11 protein-coding genes and 2 pseudogenes are annotated in these 16,780 nt (G+C 72.0%); 11 read left to right on the top strand and 2 right to left on the bottom strand.

From position 1 onward, the window contains the following. The 5 genes and pseudogenes from ABZX85_RS34275 to ABZX85_RS34255 all read left to right on the top strand — a co-directional run bounded on the left by ABZX85_RS34275 (position 1) and on the right by ABZX85_RS34255 (position 5,706). Positions 1–763, top strand: a pseudogene (locus tag ABZX85_RS34275) (metallophosphoesterase family protein). A gap of 188 nt (positions 764–951) precedes the next feature. Then, a complete protein-coding gene (locus ABZX85_RS34270; RefSeq protein ID WP_355877476.1) occupies positions 952–1,086 on the top strand; it encodes a hypothetical protein in 135 nt (44 codons plus the stop codon). Positions 1,087–1,184: 98 nt separating this feature from the next. Then, complete coding sequence (locus tag ABZX85_RS34265; RefSeq protein WP_355877473.1) at positions 1,185–3,416, top strand: ABC transporter ATP-binding protein; 2,232 nt, start codon at positions 1,185–1,187, stop codon at positions 3,414–3,416. A gap of 116 nt (positions 3,417–3,532) precedes the next feature. Further along, a complete protein-coding gene (locus ABZX85_RS34260) occupies positions 3,533–4,498 on the top strand; it encodes an EamA family transporter (protein ID WP_355877470.1) in 966 nt (321 codons plus the stop codon). 86 nt (positions 4,499–4,584) lie between these two features. Continuing rightward, positions 4,585–5,706, top strand: a complete 1,122-nt coding sequence (locus ABZX85_RS34255; protein ID WP_355877468.1) for an IS630 family transposase — start codon at positions 4,585–4,587, stop codon at positions 5,704–5,706. A 30-nt stretch (positions 5,707–5,736) separates the two neighbouring features. On the opposite strand, the gene ABZX85_RS34250 is transcribed toward ABZX85_RS34255, so the two are convergent. Further along, positions 5,737–6,054 (bottom strand): Imm51 family immunity protein, encoded by a 318-nt coding sequence (locus ABZX85_RS34250; protein ID WP_355877465.1) that lies wholly within the window; start codon positions 6,052–6,054, stop codon positions 5,737–5,739. A gap of 290 nt (positions 6,055–6,344) precedes the next feature. Further along, on the bottom strand, positions 6,345–7,964 hold the full coding sequence (locus ABZX85_RS34245; RefSeq protein ID WP_355877462.1) for a peptide-N4-asparagine amidase: 1,620 nt from the start codon (positions 7,962–7,964) through the stop codon (positions 6,345–6,347). Positions 7,965–8,156: 192 nt separating this feature from the next. Between ABZX85_RS34245 and ABZX85_RS34240 the strand changes: the two genes are divergently transcribed. The 6 genes and pseudogenes from ABZX85_RS34240 (at position 8,157) to ABZX85_RS34215 (ending at position 16,761) form a co-directional block, all read left to right on the top strand. Next, entirely contained in the window at positions 8,157–9,137 is a 981-nt protein-coding gene (locus ABZX85_RS34240) for an aminoglycoside phosphotransferase family protein (RefSeq protein ID WP_355877459.1), read from the top strand. A 99-nt stretch (positions 9,138–9,236) separates the two neighbouring features. Further along, positions 9,237–10,091 carry a TIGR03084 family metal-binding protein gene (locus tag ABZX85_RS34235; protein WP_355877456.1) on the top strand — a complete coding sequence of 285 codons (855 nt, stop codon included), beginning with the start codon at positions 9,237–9,239 and terminating at the stop codon, positions 10,089–10,091. After that, positions 10,088–11,761 (top strand): annotated as a pseudogene (locus ABZX85_RS34230) (acyclic terpene utilization AtuA family protein); the annotation flags it as partial. The gene ABZX85_RS34235 and the pseudogene ABZX85_RS34230, both read left to right, overlap by 4 nt. A 362-nt stretch (positions 11,762–12,123) precedes the next feature. Next, on the top strand, positions 12,124–13,722 hold the full coding sequence (locus tag ABZX85_RS34225; protein WP_355877453.1) for a carboxyl transferase domain-containing protein: 1,599 nt from the start codon (positions 12,124–12,126) through the stop codon (positions 13,720–13,722). Between the two features lie 10 nt (positions 13,723–13,732). Further along, positions 13,733–15,604 (top strand): biotin carboxylase N-terminal domain-containing protein, encoded by a 1,872-nt coding sequence (locus ABZX85_RS34220; RefSeq protein WP_355877450.1) that lies wholly within the window; start codon positions 13,733–13,735, stop codon positions 15,602–15,604. Continuing rightward, positions 15,601–16,761 (top strand): acyl-CoA dehydrogenase, encoded by a 1,161-nt coding sequence (locus tag ABZX85_RS34215; RefSeq protein ID WP_355877447.1) that lies wholly within the window; start codon positions 15,601–15,603, stop codon positions 16,759–16,761. Before ABZX85_RS34220 ends, ABZX85_RS34215 begins: the two co-directional genes overlap by 4 nt. The last annotated feature ends 19 nt before the right edge of the window (positions 16,762–16,780 follow it).

Here is a 16,780-nt window from a genome sequence, read left to right as displayed (position 1 = left end):
GTGACGTACGAGAAAGCCGAGTCGGTCGCCGTCCTCTCCGACATCCACGGCGTCCTGCCCGCCCTCGAAGCGGTCCTGGCCGAACCCGACGTCGCCGCCGCCGACCATCGTCCTCACCGGGGACATCACGGCGGGACCCCAACCCGCCGAGGTCATCGACCTGTTGAGGGCACAGGGCGACCGCGTGCGGTGGGTCTCGGGCAACGCCGACCGCGAACTCGTCGAGTACCGGCGCGGGTCGCGCGACGACATCCCCGACCCGATCGGCCCGTACGCCGCACGTCAACTGACCGAGGAACAGGTCGACTTCCTCGCCGCCCTCCCGGCGACCCTGACCCTCGACGTCGCCGGACTGGGGACGACCCTCTTCTGCCACGCGACTCCCCGCGACGACGAGGAGGTCGTCCTCGTCGACTCCCGCCCGGCCCGCTGGACCGAGGTCCTCGCCGGGCTCGACCCCGCCGTACGCACCGTCGTCTGCGGGCACACCCACATGCCCTATCTCCGGCTCGCCGAGGGGAAGTTGATCGTCAACCCGGGCAGCGTCGGTATGCCGTACGGGCGTTCCGGCGCCCACTGGGGGCTGCTCGGGCCGGGGGTGGGGCTGCGGACGACGGTGTACGACATCCCGGCGGCCGTCGGGCGGCTGGTCGCGGAGTGCGGGTACCCGGGGATCGCCGAGTGGGCGGACACCTATCTGTACGCGCGGGTCTCGGACACGCTGGCGCTGGAGACGTTCGGGCCGCGCGACGGACGCGGCTGACCAGGGGGAAAGCGCGCGGCGGGCCCGGCGCTGAAGGAACGCCCAGGTTTTTCAAAGGTATTCACAGCGCCTCTTTGCCAACTTTGCCGCCCGCAAACATGAGAGGCGTGTAAGTTCCTCGGTATCGGGTTCCGGACGCGGAATTCGACGAAATCGAAGGTACAGCGCAATCCCCCCAAGGAGTCGGAATGAGCTTCAAGAAGCTTGCCCCGCTGCCCCCGAAGCCGAAGTCGAAGCAGCTCCCGCCCCCGCCCAAGCCGAAGCCCAAGGGCAAGAAGCCGGTTCCGCCGGCCCCCAAGCCGATTCCCGGCCAGGACGACTGATCCTGACGTGAACTCAAAAGGGGTCGACGGTGCACCTTCGGCCCCTTTTTCGGTTCGTTCGCACGTGAGGAATCGGCGGCCGGGAAAGGGCGTGTCAAATGACTCCCAAGAATGCGGAAATCGATGATGCGGACACCGTTTCCGAAATCGATCCCGACGCCGAGGAATACGAATACGACACCCCGACCATTCCCTCCCGGGTCGCGTTCCGCCGTTTCTGGCCGCTGACCAGAGGGCTCCGCAAGTGGCTGCTGCTCGTCTGGGTGTGCACGATCCTCGCCGCCCTCGCCGAGACCGAAGCCATCCTGCTCTTCGCGGAGTTGACAGACCACGCCCTCAACAAGGGCTCCCTGAGCGCTTTCTGGGCCCCCGCCGCGAAGTGGCTCGGCGTCGCCGTCGTCGGCGCGATCGTCGCGTACGCGGGCAACTCCCTCGCCGCCTGGGCCACCGAACGCTTCGTGATGATACTGCGCGAGCATGTCTTCGACCACGTCCAGCAGTTGCCCCCGCACTTCTTCCAAGTCCACCGCCAGGGCGACCTGTTGTCCCGCCTGACCAGCGACGTCGAGGCGATCGAGACACTCGTCGTGTCCGGCCTGGTGGGCGCCGCCTCGGCCGGGTTCAGCGCCCTCTTCTACGCCGCCGCCGCGTTCTGGCTGCGCTGGGACCTCGCCGCCGCGACCTTCGTCCTGGCCCCGCTGTTCTGGCTCGCCGCCCGCCGCTTCTCCGGCTCCATCAAGGACGTGTCCCGGGCGGGCCGGGTCGCCGACGGCGCGATCACCTCCGTCGTCGAGGAGTCCCTCGGCAACATCGTCCTCACCCAGGCGTACGGGCGCCGCGACGCCGAGAAGAGGCGCCTGCACGAGGAGGCGACCGCGTGGTTCCGGGCCTCCGTCCGCGCGACCCGGCTGAACGAGGCGTACGAGCAACTGGTCCAGGTCATCGAGACGGCGTGCGTCCTCGCGGTGATCGGCATCGGCGCCTGGGAGATCTCCACCGGCCGGATGACACTTGGTCAACTCCTCGCGTTCGCCGCCTTCCTGGGCTACCTCTACCCGCCCGTGCGGGGACTCGCGCAGCTCGGCCTCACCATCACGGCGGCCACCGCCGGCGCCGAGCGCCTGATCGAGATCCTCGACGTACGGCCCTCGGTCGCCGACCCCCGGCACACCACCGACACCGGCCGCCCGGACGGCGCGATCGAGGTCCGCGACGTCGCCTTCCGCTACCCCGGCGCGGACCGCGACGCCCTCAAGGGGCTCTCCTTCGACGTCCGCCCCGGCGAACTGGTGATCGTCACGGGCCCGAGCGGCGCCGGGAAGTCGACGGTCTCGAAACTCCTCCTCAGGTTCTACGACCCCGACGCGGGCGTCGTCCGCCTCGACGGGGTCCCCCTAGGGGACTTCCCCCTCACCCGGCTGCGGGAGTACGTCACCCTCCTCCCTCAGGAGACCCTGATCCTGCACGACACCGTCCGCGCCAACATCGCCTGCGGCCGGCCCGGCGCCAGCGACGAGGCGATCGAGGCGGCGGCGCGGGCGGCCGATGCCCACGACTTCGTCGTACGCCTCCCCGACGGGTACGACACGCGGATCGACCCCGGCACCGCCCGGCTCTCCGGCGGGCAGCTTCAGCGGCTCGCCATCGCCCGCGCGATCCTGCGCGACGCCCCAGTGCTGGTGCTGGACGAGCCGACGACCGGGCTCGACGCGATGTCCGCCCGGCGTGTGGTCAAGCCGCTGCGGCGGCTGATGGCCGGGCGCACGACCCTGATGATCACCCACGACCTCAACCTCGCGCCCGACGCCGACCGCATCCTCGTCGTCGACCGGGGGCGGGTCGTCGAGACCGGGCGGCACGACGAGCTGCTCGCGAGGGGCGGGGCGTACGCGCGGCTGCACCGCTCGCAGAACAACGCGGTCATGGACACGGGGGAGCTGCGGATGCCGGTGTTCCTGGAGGAGGGGCCTGCTGAGGGGCAGGGGTACTACGGGTACGACGGGGGCGGAGGCGAGGCGGGCCTCGGGTACTACGGGTATGACGGGGTCGGCGCGGCCGGTGACGACGGCCGAGGCGGCGGCCAGGGCGGGTACTACGGGTACTACGGGTCCGGCACCGCCGCCCCCGAATCCGGCGCCTCCACCCCGTACGCCGCCTACGACCCGTACAACCCGTACTACGGCCACGTCCCGCCCGCCCCGCAGGAGTACGTGACCGACCACCCCCGACCCGTAGTACTCACGACCCTCCCCGACGGCCGCCCCCTCTTCCGGGACGCGGACGGGGACGGGGGCCAGGGCTGGGGCGCGTACGACCTGCCCGGCGCCTGAGGGGCATCTCACGGTCCGAGACAGTGGCAAACCGGGTTCACACGCCTGACTGAGTCCATTACCGTGGACTTGGAAGTGCATCACGATGAACTCATGCCGAGCAACCGGGACCGCCAGTGACCACCCCTGAACCGACGATCGCGACCCCTACTGGCGTACCCGGAACCCTCCGAGGCGAGGGCGGCGGCACCCCGGGCGGCGGCCGGGTCGCGGGCGCGGGCCCGCTCGGACCCATCGGCCTGGTGCTGGCGGGCGGTGTCTCGGTGCAGTTCGGCGGCGCGCTGTCGGTGCTGCTGATGCCGAGGGCGGGCGCGCTGGGCGTGGTGACGCTGCGGCTGGTGGTCGCGGCGACGGTCCTGCTGCTGATCTGCCGCCCCAGGCTGCGCGGCCACTCGCGCGCCGACTGGGGCACGGTGATCGTCTTCGGCGTCACGATGTCCGCGATGAACGGCCTCTTCTACCAGGCCGTCGCGCGCATCCCGCTCGGCCCCGCGGTCACCCTGGAGGTCCTCGGCCCGCTGGCCCTCTCGGTGCTGGCCTCCCGCCGCGCGCTGAACGCGGTCTGGGCGGCGCTCGCCCTGGCCGGCGTCTTCCTGCTCGGCGGCGGGAGCTTCGACAGCCTCGACCCGGTCGGGGTCGCGTTCGCGCTCTCGGCGGGCGCGGCGTGGGCGTCGTACATCGTGTTCAGCGCCCGTACGGGCCGCCGCTTCCCGCAGGCGGACGGGCTCGCGCTGGCGATGGCCGTCGGGGCCGTTCTCTTCCTGCCGCTCGGCATCGCGGAGGCGGGGACGAAGCTGCTGGACCCGGTGACCCTGGGGCTCGGCGCGGCCGTGGCGATGCTGTCCTCGGTCCTCCCCTACACCCTCGAACTCCTCGCCCTGCGCCGCCTGCCCGCCTCCACCTTCGCGATCCTCATGAGCCTCGAACCCGCGATCGCCTCGGCGGCCGGGTTCTTCATCCTCGACCAGACCCTCACCACGCTTCAGGCGCTGGCGATCGCCCTGGTCATCGGGGCGAGCATGGGGGCCGTGCGGACACAGGTGGGGCGGGGGAAGGCGAAGCTGCCGGACGGCTCCGTCTAGTGCTCTGACCGGGAAGGTTCGCCGGGTTGGTGGTCGCGGCGGTTGGATGTCCGGTGACGTACGTTCGTCCGATCGCTGGGGGTGTGGTGGCTGAGCCTGTCCGTGTGCGCAGGTTGACCGACCAGGAGGGGCGGAAGCTGCAGCAGATCGTGCGCCGGGGTAGCACGAGTTCGGTGCGCTTCCGGCGCGCGATGATGCTGCTGGCCTCGGCCGGCGGGAACCGGGTCCCGGTGATCGCCCAGCTGGTGCAGGCAGACGAGGACACTGTCCGCGACGTGATCCACCGGTTCAACGAGATCGGCCTGGCCTGCCTGGACCCTCAGTGGGCGGGAGGCCGTCCCCGCCTGCTCAGTCCTGACGACGAGGACTTCGTCGTCGCGACGGCCACCACCCGCCCGACCAAGCTCGGCCAGCCCTTCACCCGCTGGTCCGTCCGCAAACTTGCCGCCCACCTGCGACGCGTGCACGGTCGGGTGATCAGGGTCGGCCGCGAGGCGTTACGGTGCCTGCTCGCCCGCCGCGGCATCACTTTCCAGCGCACCAAGACCTGGAAGGAATCATCCGACCCCGAGCATGACACCAAGCTCGACCGGATCGAGCACGTCCTGGAGCGGTTCCCGGACCGGGTGTTCGCGTTCGACGAGTTCGGCCCGCTCGGCATCCGCCCCACCGGCGGTTCCGGCTGGGCCCCTGCCGGCCACCCCGAGCGGCACCCCGCGACCTACCACCGCACCCACGGCGTCCGTTACTTCCACGGCTGCTACTCGATCGGCGACGACACCCTGTGGGGCGTCAACCGCCGCAAGAAGGGCGCCGTGAATGCCCTGGCCGCGCTGAGGTCGATCCGCGCGGCCCGCCCGGACGGCGCGCCGATCTACGTCATCTTGGACAACCTGTCCGCCCACAAGGGCGAGACGATCCGGCGCTGGGCCAGGAGGAACCGGGTCGAGCTGTGCTTCACGCCCACCTATGCATCCTGGGCCAACCCGATCGAGGCTCACTTCGGACCACTGCGGCAGTTCACCGTCGCCAACTCCAACCACCGCAGCCACCCCACCCAGACCCGGGCTTTGCACGCCTACCTGCGCTGGCGCAACAAGAACGCCCGACACCCCGACGTGCTGGCCGCCCAGCGCAAGGAGCGTGCCCGGATCCGCAGCGAGAAGGGCATCCGCTGGGGCGGACGCCCACTCAGCACAGCATCCTGACCCAACTGATGCTGCTATCCGATTGGATCTCTAATCGTCGAACTCGAAGCCCGAAGTCTCCGCCCGGGCGATGATGTCGCGGACTGCCTCGGGGCTCGTGACGACTGGTTCAACGGCCGTCTTAAGAAGCGCGAGGTCGCTCGGACTCCCCACCGCGCAGAACATGCCGGCCTCGCTGTCGAAGTCGAGGCGCTCGGCGATGTCTGGCCAGGCAAACCGCACGAGACCTTCCCAGAAGTATCCGTTCGGCTCGTGTTCTGCATCGACCACTGCAGCATCAGCAGCCAGGCCGCCGACATCCAACGTCAGCGAGTGTTCACCGTTGAAGTCATGAAGCTTGATGGTCACGGCCGCGATCCTCTCACGCCTGGCCCACGGGCCGTCCGCTCCCTCCAGAGGTTCATCCGCTCCCGACCCCGGTGAACCTTTCCGGTCACAGCACTAGCGGGCGGCGCCCCTGACGGGGGTACCCGTAGTACTTGAGGGGGCCGGAGAGGCCGGCCGACACCTCAGGTACTACGGGTATCACCCGTAGGGGGCGGACGCGGTGGGAGCCGGACGTCGTCGGAGCGGGACGCGGTCGGAGCCGGACGCCGCCGCCGAGCGCGGCGCAGCCGAACACCGCCGCCCCCAACGGCTCAGCAGCCCCGGACGTCCCTCGTGAGTACCCCCTGCTCCGTCGCGAGCGAGTGGTCGTAGCAGACCCCCGGCGCCCGGAGCCGGTACCGCTCGCTCGTGGTGGCCACGGCGTGCCGCTGCTCGCGGGCCACGCCGAGGGTGAAGGTGGCGTCCCCGCGGTACTCGTCGTCGACGCGGACCGCGCCGACGGCCGAGCGGTCGCCGACGGACATGATCACGCGCAGCCGATTCGCGCTGTCGATGGTCGCGCGGCCGTCGAGCGTGTACACGCGGTCGGTGCGGGAGACGCGCCCGTCGGTGGTGACGGCCTGGTGGTCGGTCCACTTCCCGGTCTGGTCGTCGGTGTTCTCGTCGGGCGTCCAGCGGTGGTCGATCGCGGTGGTGAGGGTCCGCTCGACGGTCGTGGTGACCCGCCCGTGGGAGGTGTCGACGTACCCCGTGACCTTGAGCCGGTCGGTGCCGTCGGTCACCAGCCGGCGCAGCGAACCGTCCGTGTACCGGTTGCCGACGACGGGAGCGGGCTGCCTGTACGACGTCACGGCCCCGGTGACGACCTGCCGGTGGGCGTCCTGCCAGACGAGGACGTTCGTCGGCGCGCTCCACCCGGTCTGCCCGGCGGGCACGCCGACGACCGACACGTCGACCTTGTGCGCCTTGCCGTCGTTCAGGACGCCGGCGAACGGCGTCAGGTCGTACACCAGAGGGCGTACATCGAAAGCATGGGGTGAGGGGATCACCGACCAGAGGTAGGGGGACCAGCCGCCGGTCCACACGTTCGGGTACGGCGAGGCGATCCCGGCGACCTTCCCGTCGACGCTGATCCGCACCTCGCGGTACGGGCCGTCGTCCCCGCCCTGGCAGGAGTACGACGCCGACGGGGTGACCGCCGAGTACCAGAACTCCTCGCAGCCGCCGCCCGATCCGGTGGCGTACACCTCCGCGAGAATCCGCTCGGAGTTGCGCGGGACGGTCAGAGAGGCGGCCGTCGTCACACTGTTGCCGTCACTCAGAGGTATGACGCGGTCGGGCGCGGAGACGGTACGTCCGGGCTCCGGGGCGTAGAACGTGAGGGTGGCTTTGACGTTCAGGACACCCGTGTAGGTGTCGTCGACAACGTTGCCAATGAGCATGTCGACCGACTGGGGTCCGCTCAGGGTCTTCTCGTACTGGGTGACGTCCTTCTCGACGGACCAGTCGATGCCGTCCTGCGAGGGCTCGGGCGTCGAGGTGCGGAGCATCTGTACGCCGCCGATGTCCAGGTAGCCCAGCCGGTCGAACTGCCGCCCCTTGACGTTCCCGTCGAGGCGCAGCACCACCTTGGACCAGCGGCCGGGCGTGCCGCAGGCGGTGGGCGGGGTGTAGGTGCCGGTGTACGGGGTGAAGTCCTTGAACTGAGCTTGCGCGACGGTGACCGAGCACGACCGGGCGTGCGGGGCCGCGATCGGCGGGGCGGCGGTGACGGGGTCGTGGTAGTCGGTCCCGAACTCCGTCGGCACGGTGGCCGCGGAGGCGCTGCCCAGGGACAGGCCGAGGGCGGCGACGGCCGCCGCCAGCACGGTCGCGGCCCGGCGCGGACGGATCACCGGCGCCGCAGGGCCCGGTGCTCGGGCGGGTCTCATGGCTCGCATGGATGTCATACGCGGCAGTGAACTGCCGTGTCCCGCGCCGGGCCAAGGGGAGTTGGAAAGGTATTGACCAATTTCGGGGCGTACCCCGACCGGGCGGTGATACGGCCGTGACCCGGCCACCTGTCTCCGCGCCCAGGGAAATCCCGTACCCCGTGAGTACTACGGGAACTACAGTCCACCCTCGTGCCCACACCCACCAGGACAGTCGAAGCCCCAGTCATCGCCGACGCCTACGCCCTCGGCTCCGGACCCTGGAGCGTCACCCCGGTGACCCGGGGCGCCCTCGGGCGGATCTGGCGGCTGACCGGCGCCGGATCGTCCTGGGCGGTCAAGGAGATGCTGTTCGGGTGCGACGAGGAGCAGGTCGCCCGGGAGGCGGCGCTCAGGGACGCGGCGGAGGAACTCGGCATCTCCGCACCCCGCCTGCACACCAACCGCGACGGCGCCCACGTCACCTGGCTCGGCACGTCCGCGGTCAAGCTGTACGACTGGGTGGAGGGGAGCCCGGCCGACCCCTCCGACCCCGCGGTCCTGGACTGGTTCGGGCGGACGGCGGGGCTCGTCCACCGGGCGGGAGCGGGCGCCGAGGGGCCGGTGAACGACTGGTACGAACGGTGCCCCGACGACGCCGAGTGGAAGGAACTCGGCGAGAAGGTGCGCCGCGCGGGGCTGCCCTGGGCCGGTGAACTGGACCGCTTCGTCAAGGACGTCGTACCTGAGCTGTCCGGGTGGGTGGGACCTGGGAGTGACGCCGATCTGGTGATCTCGCACCTCGACTTCCAGCCGCAGAACGTCTTGGTGGGACCCTCGGGGCCGGTCCTGCTCGACTGGGACAACGCCGGGCCGATCTCCGCCGAACAGGAGCTGGCGCGCGCCCTGTTCATCTGGTCGGGCGGGAACGAGCCGGACACCGGGAGGGCGCGGAGGATCGTGCGGGCCTATCGCTCGGCGGGCGGTCCGGGGGTGATCCGAGGGACACGGTCGTTCTCCATGCTTTTCGCCACCGCCCTCAACTACGTCCGGGTGCAGGCGGATTGCGCGGTCGACCCCGAAGTCACCGAGGATCAGCGGGCGTTCGGCGCGGAGCAGGCGGTTCACTGCATGCGGGTCATTCCGCGGCTGAAGGCCGTGAACCTGCTGGCCGAGGCGGCGGCGGAGAGCTGAACGGCCGGGCGGGCCCGGGTTCCCGGTGTCCGCAGGGCCGGAATCCGGATTAATGCAAGCACGCTTGATTGTTTTCACCCACGCTGCCATGCTCACCCCATGGCCGACCCCACCCCCGTCATCGACGACCTGCGTGCCGAGAGCGAGGAACTCGACCGGCTGGTAGCCGAGTTGACCCCGGAGCAGTGGAAGCTGCCGACCCCCGCGACCGGTTGGACCATCGCCCACCAGATCGCGCACCTCTCCTGGACGGACCGCTCGGCCCGGATGGCGATGACCGACCAGGACGCGTTCTCGCGCGAGGTGGAGAAGGCGCTCGTGGCGCCCGGCGACTTCGTGGACGCCGGCGCCCGGGAAGGCGCGGAACGGCCGCCCGAGCGCTTGCTCGGGGGCTGGCGGGCCGAACGCGAGGCGCTGGACAAGGTCTTGCGGGCCGCGCCCGAGCGGGGGCGCTTCCCCTGGTACGGCCCGCCGATGTCGACCGCCTCCATGGCCACCGCCCGCCTGATGGAGACCTGGGCGCACGGCCTGGACGTCGCGGACGCGCTCGGCGTCACCCCCGTCCCCACCGACCGGCTCCGCCACATCGCCCGACTCGGCGTCCGCACAAGGGACTTCGCGTTCGGCGTGCACGGGCTCGCGATGCCGTTCGAGGAATTTCGCGTCGAACTCACTGCACCTTCCGGTGAGTTGTGGACGTACGGGCCCGACAACGCCGACCAGCGGGTCACCGGACCGGCGCTCGACTTCTGCCTCCTGGTCACCCAGCGCGCCCACCGCTCCGACCTCGACCTGAGGGCCGAAGGGCCGGAAGCCGAGCAGTGGTTGGGGATCGCCCAGGTCTTCGCCGGACCGCCCGGAGGAGGCCGCCCGCCGAAGTCGGCGCCCGCCGGACAGTCCGCCGAAACTCCCACCGAACCGCCCGCCGGACCCCCTTCCGGGGAGGCCGGGTGACACTCCGGATAGGCAACTTCTCAGGGTTCTACGGCGACCGCCTCGACGCCCTCCACGAGATGCTGACCGGAGGCGAACTCGACGTCCTCACCGGAGACTTCCTCGCCGAGCTGACCATGCTCATCCTCGGCCGGGACCAGCTCAAGGACCCCGGGGCCGGGTTCGCGCGCACCTTCCTGCGGCAACTGGAGGACTGCCTCGGCCTCGCCCACGAACGCGGGGTGCGGATCGTCACCAACGCCGGTGGCCTCAATCCGGCCGGACTCGCCGACGCCGTACGGAAGTTGGCCGGGCGGCTCGGGGTGCCGGCGCGGGTCGCGCATGTCGAGGGGGACGATCTGCGGGGGCGCTTCCCGGACGCGCTCGCCGCGCACGCCTACCTCGGCGGGTTCGGGATCGCCGCGTGCCTGCGGGAGGGCGCCGACATCGTGGTGACCGGGCGGGTGACCGACGCGGCGCTCGTCACCGGGCCCGCCGTCGCGCACTTCGGGTGGGGGCCGACGGAGTACGACAGGCTCGCGGGCGCGGTCGTCGCCGGGCACGTCCTGGAGTGCGGGACGCAGGCGACCGGCGGCAACTACGCCTTCTTCCGCGAGGCCGACGTCCGCCGGCCCGGCTTCCCGGTCGCCGAACTGCACGCCGACGGCAGCTGCGTGATCACCAAGCACCCCGGTACGGGCGGGCTGGTCGACGTCGGGACGGTCACCGCGCAACTCCTGTACGAGACGGGCGGGGCCCGGTACGCGGGGCCCGATGTGACCGCGCGCCTCGACTCCGTACGACTGGAGAGCGACGGAGCCGACCGGGTCAGGGTCGTAGGGGTACGGGGGGAGGCGCCGCCGCCCGAGCTCAAGGTCGGGCTGAGCCGGCTCGGGGGGTTCCGCAACGAGGTCGCCTTCGTCCTCACCGGGCTCGACATCGAGGCCAAGGCCGCGCTGGTGCGGGAGCAGATGGAGACGTACGCCTTCGCCGACGCGCTCCCCGCCGAGGTGCGGTGGGAACTCGTGCGGGGCGACCGGGCCGACGCCGGGACCGAGGAGGGGGCCAGCGCCGTCCTGCGGCTGGTCGTACGGGACGTACGGGAGGAGGCCGTCGGACGGGCGCTCAGCGGGGCCGCCGTCGAGCTGGCTCTCGCGAGCTACCCCGGGTTCCATGTCCTCGCGCCGCCTGGACGGGGGTCCCCCTACGGGGTGTTCGAGGCGGCGTACGTCCCCCGGGGCGAGGTCGAGCACCGGGCCGTCCTCGACGACGGGCGGCGCATCGCCGTACCCCCGGCGCGCGACACCGTCGTACTCGCACCGGTGCCGCAGCCGCCCCTGCCCGCGCCGCCGCCTCCCTCTCCGGTACTACGGGTACCCCTGGGGACGGTCGCCGGGGCGCGGAGCGGGGACAAGGGTGGGGACGCCAACGTCGGGGTGTGGGTGCGCGGCGACGAGGAGTGGCGCTGGCTGGTCCACGAGCTGACGGTCGACCGGTTCCGCGAGCTGATCCCCGAGAGCCGCGCCCTCCCCGTCACCCGGCACGTCCTGCCCGCCCTGCGCGCCCTCAACTTCGTCGTCGAGGGCCTCCTCGGCGCCGGAGTCGCCTCCCAGCACCGCTTCGACCCCCAGGCGAAGGCCCTCGGCGAATGGCTCCGCGCGCGGCACGTCGACATCCCGGAGCGGCTGGTCCCGCTCTCGGCGCGCGCGGAGGTCCCGCCGGAACACCGGGACGACCGACGGCACTCCGCCGACCGGGCACCACTGGACGACCGGACGTCCCCCGACGGGCGGGCCCTCCTAGGCTCCCCGCCGCCCGGTACGAGCCCCACAGAGCCTGCGGAGCCCCCGGCGAACACCCCGGCCCTCCCGGAGGCCCCGCCCGGCTCCGCGCTCCCGGTGACCGCCCCGGAGCGCTCCGGGGCCGCGCGTCCCACTGGTGCTCCGGTGCCCTCCGGCTTCACCCTCCCGGCGGCCACTCCGGCGCCCCCCGACCCCGCCCGCCACCCGGTGGCCCCCGAGCCCCCCGACTCCACCCCCCTGGAGGCCGCCCCGTGACCGTCCTGCCGACCGCTGTGGATGTGCACGGCCCGGACCACCGGGCGAACCGGGAGGCGATGCTGGCGAAGCTCGACGAGCTGGCGGCCGAGCAGGCGAAGGCGCTCGCCGGGGGCGGGCCGAAGTACGTGGAGCGGCACCGCGCGCGGGGCAAACTGCTCGCCCGGGAGCGCATCGAGCTGCTGGTCGACCCGGACACGCCGTTCCTGGAGCTGTCGCCGCTGGCGGCGTGGGGGAGCGAGTACCCGGTGGGCGCGTCGCTCGTGACGGGCATCGGGGTCGTCGAGGGCGTGGAGTGCCTGATCACGGCGAACGACCCGACCGTGCGCGGCGGCGCGAGCAACCCGTGGAGCCTGAAGAAGGCCCTCCGGGCGAACGACATCGCGCTCGCCAACCGGCTGCCCTGCATCAGCCTCGTGGAGTCCGGGGGCGCCGATCTGCCCTCGCAGAAGGAGATCTTCATCCCCGGGGGCGCGATCTTCCGGGACCTCACCCGGCTCTCGGCGGCCGGCATCCCCACGGTCGCGGTCGTCTTCGGCAACTCCACGGCGGGCGGCGCGTACATCCCCGGCATGTCCGACCACGTGATCATGGTCAAGGAGCGCGCGAAGGTGTTCCTCGGCGGCCCGCCGCTCGTGAAGATGGCCACCGGGGAGGAGAGCGACGACGAGTCCCTGGGCGGCGCGGAGATGCACGCGCGCGTGTCGGGCCTCGCGGACCACTTCGCGGTGGACGAACGGGACGCCCTGCGGCAGGCACGCCGCGTGGTGGCCCGCCTCAACCACCGCAAGGCGTACGACGACCCGCCCCCGGCCGCCCCGCCCAAGTACGACGCCGAGGAACTCCTCGGGATCGTCCCGGGCGACCTGAAGGTCCCGTTCGACCCGCGCGAGGTGATCGCGAGGATCGTCGACGCCTCCGACTTCGACGAGTTCAAACCGCTGTACGGGACGAGCCTCACCACCGGGTGGGCCACTGTGCACGGCTACCCGGTAGGGGTGCTCGCCAACGCGCAGGGCGTGCTGTTCAGCCAGGAGTCCCAGAAGGCCGCCCAGTTCATCCAACTTGCCAACCAGCGCGACGTCCCGCTGCTGTTCCTGCACAACACCACCGGCTACATGGTCGGCCGGGAGTACGAACAGGGCGGCATCATCAAGCACGGCGCGATGATGATCAACGCGGTGAGCAACAGCCGGGTGCCGCACCTGTCGGTCCTCATGGGCGCGTCGTACGGCGCCGGCCACTACGGGATGTGCGGCCGTGCCTACGACCCCCGGTTCCTGTTCGCCTGGCCGAGCGCCAAGTCGGCCGTGATGGGCCCTCAGCAGCTCGCAGGCGTCCTGTCGATCGTGGCCCGGCAGTCCGCCGCCTCGAAGGGCCTCCCGTACGACGAGGAGGCCGACCAGGGCCTTCGCGCCATGGTCGAGCGGCAGATCGAGTCGGAGTCCCTGCCGATGTTCCTGTCCGGACGGCTCTACGACGACGGAGTGATCGACCCGCGCGACACCCGCACCGTTCTCGGCCTGTGCCTGTCCGCGATCCACACCGCCCCCTACGAAGGCGCGCGCGGCGGCTTCGGCGTCTTCCGGATGTGAGTGAGGCCCAGTGATTTCGACGCTGTTGGTGGCCAACCGGGGCGAGATCGCCTGCCGGATCTTCCGCACGTGCCGCGAGTCGGGAATCCGCACCGTCGCCGTGCACTCCGACCCCGACGAACACGCCCTCCACGCGCGCGTGGCCGACCGCTGTGTACGGCTGCCCGGGGCGACGTCCGCCGAGACGTACCTGCGCGGCGACCTGATCGTGAAGGCGGCGCTCGCGGCCGGAGCCGACGCCGTGCACCCCGGGTACGGCTTCCTCTCCGAGAACGCCGAGTTCGCCCGCGCGGTCCTCGACGCGGGCCTCCGGTGGATCGGCCCGCCCCCCGAGGCGATCGAGGCGATGGCGTCCAAGACGCGCGCGAAGGCCCTCATGGGGCTCGCCCCGCTGACCGACGTCACCGAGGACGACCTCCCGGTGCTCGTGAAGGCGGCGGCCGGGGGCGGCGGGCGCGGCATGCGGATCGTGCGCAGTGCGCGGGACCTCGCCCCCGCCCTGGAGGCCGCCCGCGCGGAGGCCGCGAGCGCCTTCGGGGACGGCGAGGTGTTCGTCGAGCCGTACGTCGAGAACGGGCGCCACGTCGAGGTGCAGATCCTCGCCGACACGCACGGCACGGTGTGGGCGCTCGGCACGCGCGACTGCTCGCTCCAGCGGCGCCACCAGAAGGTGATCGAGGAGGCGCCCGCACCGGGGCTGTCCGAGGACACCGCGCGGGAGCTGCGGGAACTGGCCGTACGCGCCGCGCGCGCGGTGTCGTACGCCGGCGCCGGGACCGTCGAGTTCCTCCTCGCCCCCGACGGCACGGCGCACTTCCTGGAGATGAACACCCGCCTCCAGGTCGAACACCCCGTCACGGAAGCCGTGTTCGGCCTCGACCTGGTCGCCGAACAGCTCCGCGTCGCAGAGGGAGCCGCCCTCCCGGCAGAGCCTCCCCCCGCGCGCGGGCACGCGATCGAGGCCCGCCTCTACGCCGAGGACCCCGCGCGCGACTGGACCCCGCAGACCGGCACCCTGCACCGCCTCGCCGTCCCGGAGGGCGTCCGCCTGGACACCGGGTACGCCGACGGCGACGAGATCGGCGTCCACTACGACCCGCTGCTCGCCAAACTCGTCGTCCACGCGCCCACGCGCGCGGAGGCGGTCCGCAAACTGGCCGGGGCTCTGGAGCACGCCACCGTCCACGGCCCGACGACCAACCGGGACCTCCTCCTGCGCTCCCTGCGCCACGAGGAGTTCACCGAGGCCCGGATGGACACCGGCTTCTACGGCCGCCACCTCGCGGCTCTCACGCGCGCGCCTGCCGACCCCCTCGCCCCCCTCGCGGCGGCCCTCGCGGACGCGCACGGCCGCTCGCGCTTCGGCGGCTGGCGCAACGTCCCCTCGCAGCCCCAGCGCAAGCGCTACGAACTGGCCGGCGAGGAGCACGAGGCCGAGTACCGGCACACGCGCGACGGTCTTCAGGCGGACGGGGTGCGCGTGGTGCACGCCGACGCGGCGGCCGTCGTCCTCGAAGTGGACGGCGTACGGCGCCGGTTCGCGGTCGCCCGGTACGGCGACCGCGTGCACGTGAACGGGACGGCGCTGACCGCGCTGCCCCGCTTCCCCGACCCGGCGCCCCAGCGCGCGCCGGGCTCGCTGGTCGCGCCGATGCCCGGCACGGTCGTCAAGGTCGCGCCCGGACTCGTCACCGGATCGAGTGTCGCGGCGGGAGAACCGATCGTCTGGCTCGAAGCGATGAAGATGCAACACGCCATTGCGGCCCCGGCCTCGGGAACGCTGACGGCGCTGGAGGTACAGCCGGGACAGCAGGTCGAGATGGGAGCCCTGCTGGCCGTGGTCGAGAGCGACGGACAGGACGCAACCGAAGGAGCACCGTGAGCCGGATCATCGAATCGGACGAGCACAAGGCCCTGCGCGAGGCCGTCGCCGCCTTCGGCGCCCGCTACGGCCGCGACTACCTCACGAAGGTGATCGACGAGGGCCGCCACCCCACCGAGCTGTGGCAGGAGGCCGCGAAACTCGGCTACCTCTCGGTCAACCTCCCCGAGGAGTACGGCGGCGGAGGCGGCGGCATCGCCGAACTCGCCCTCGTCCTCGAAGAGCTGGGCGCCGCCGGCGCGCCCCTGCTGATGATGATCGTCTCCCCGGCCATCTGCGGCACGGTGATCGCCCGCTTCGGCACCGACGGGCAGAAGCGCGAGTGGCTCCCCGCGCTCGCGGACGGCTCGCGCCTGATGGCCTTCGGGATCACCGAACCGGACGCCGGCTCCAACAGCCACCGCATCACCACCACCGCCCGCCGCGACGGCGCCGACTGGCTCCTCACCGGCCGCAAGGTCTTCGTCTCCGGGGTGGACGCGGCGGACGCCACCCTGATCGTCGGCCGCACCGCGGACGCGCGCACGGGCCGCCTCAGGCCCAGCCTGTTCATCGTCCCGCGCGACGCCCCGGGCTTCACCCGCCACCGCATCGACATGGAACTGCACAGCGCGGAGAAGCAGTTCGAACTCACCCTGGACGACGTACGGCTCCCCGCCGAAGCCCTCGTCGGCCACGAGGACGCGGGCCTGGCGCAGCTCTTCGCCGGCCTCAACCCCGAGCGCGTCATGACGGCCGCCTTCGCGATCGGCATGGGCCGGTACGCGCTCGCGCGCGCCGTCGAGTACGCCCGCGAGCGCACCGTCTGGGACACCCCCATCGGCGCCCACCAGGCGATCGCCCACCCCCTCGCGCAGGCGCACATCGACCTCGAACTGGCCCGCCTGATGACCCAGAAGGCGGCCCACCTGTACGACGCGGGGGACGACGCGGGTGCGGGCGAAGCCGCCAACATGGCCAAGTACGCGGCCGGGGAGGCGTGCGTGAAGGCCGTCGACCAGGCCGTGCAGACCCTCGGCGGCAACGGCCTCACGCGCGAGTTCGGCATCGCCTCGCTGATAACGGCCGCCCGCGTGGCTCGTATCGCCCCGGTGAGCCGGGAGATGATTCTCAACTACGTCTCCCACCAGAGCCTGGGCCTGCCCAAGTCGTACTGACCGCCGCCCCTGCGCGAGG

Origin of the sequence: Streptomyces sp. NPDC004539, from assembly GCF_040610055.1 — a bacterium.
Lineage (GTDB): Bacteria > Actinomycetota > Actinomycetes > Streptomycetales > Streptomycetaceae > Streptomyces.
This window is presented reverse-complemented; position numbering and strand designations above follow the sequence as displayed.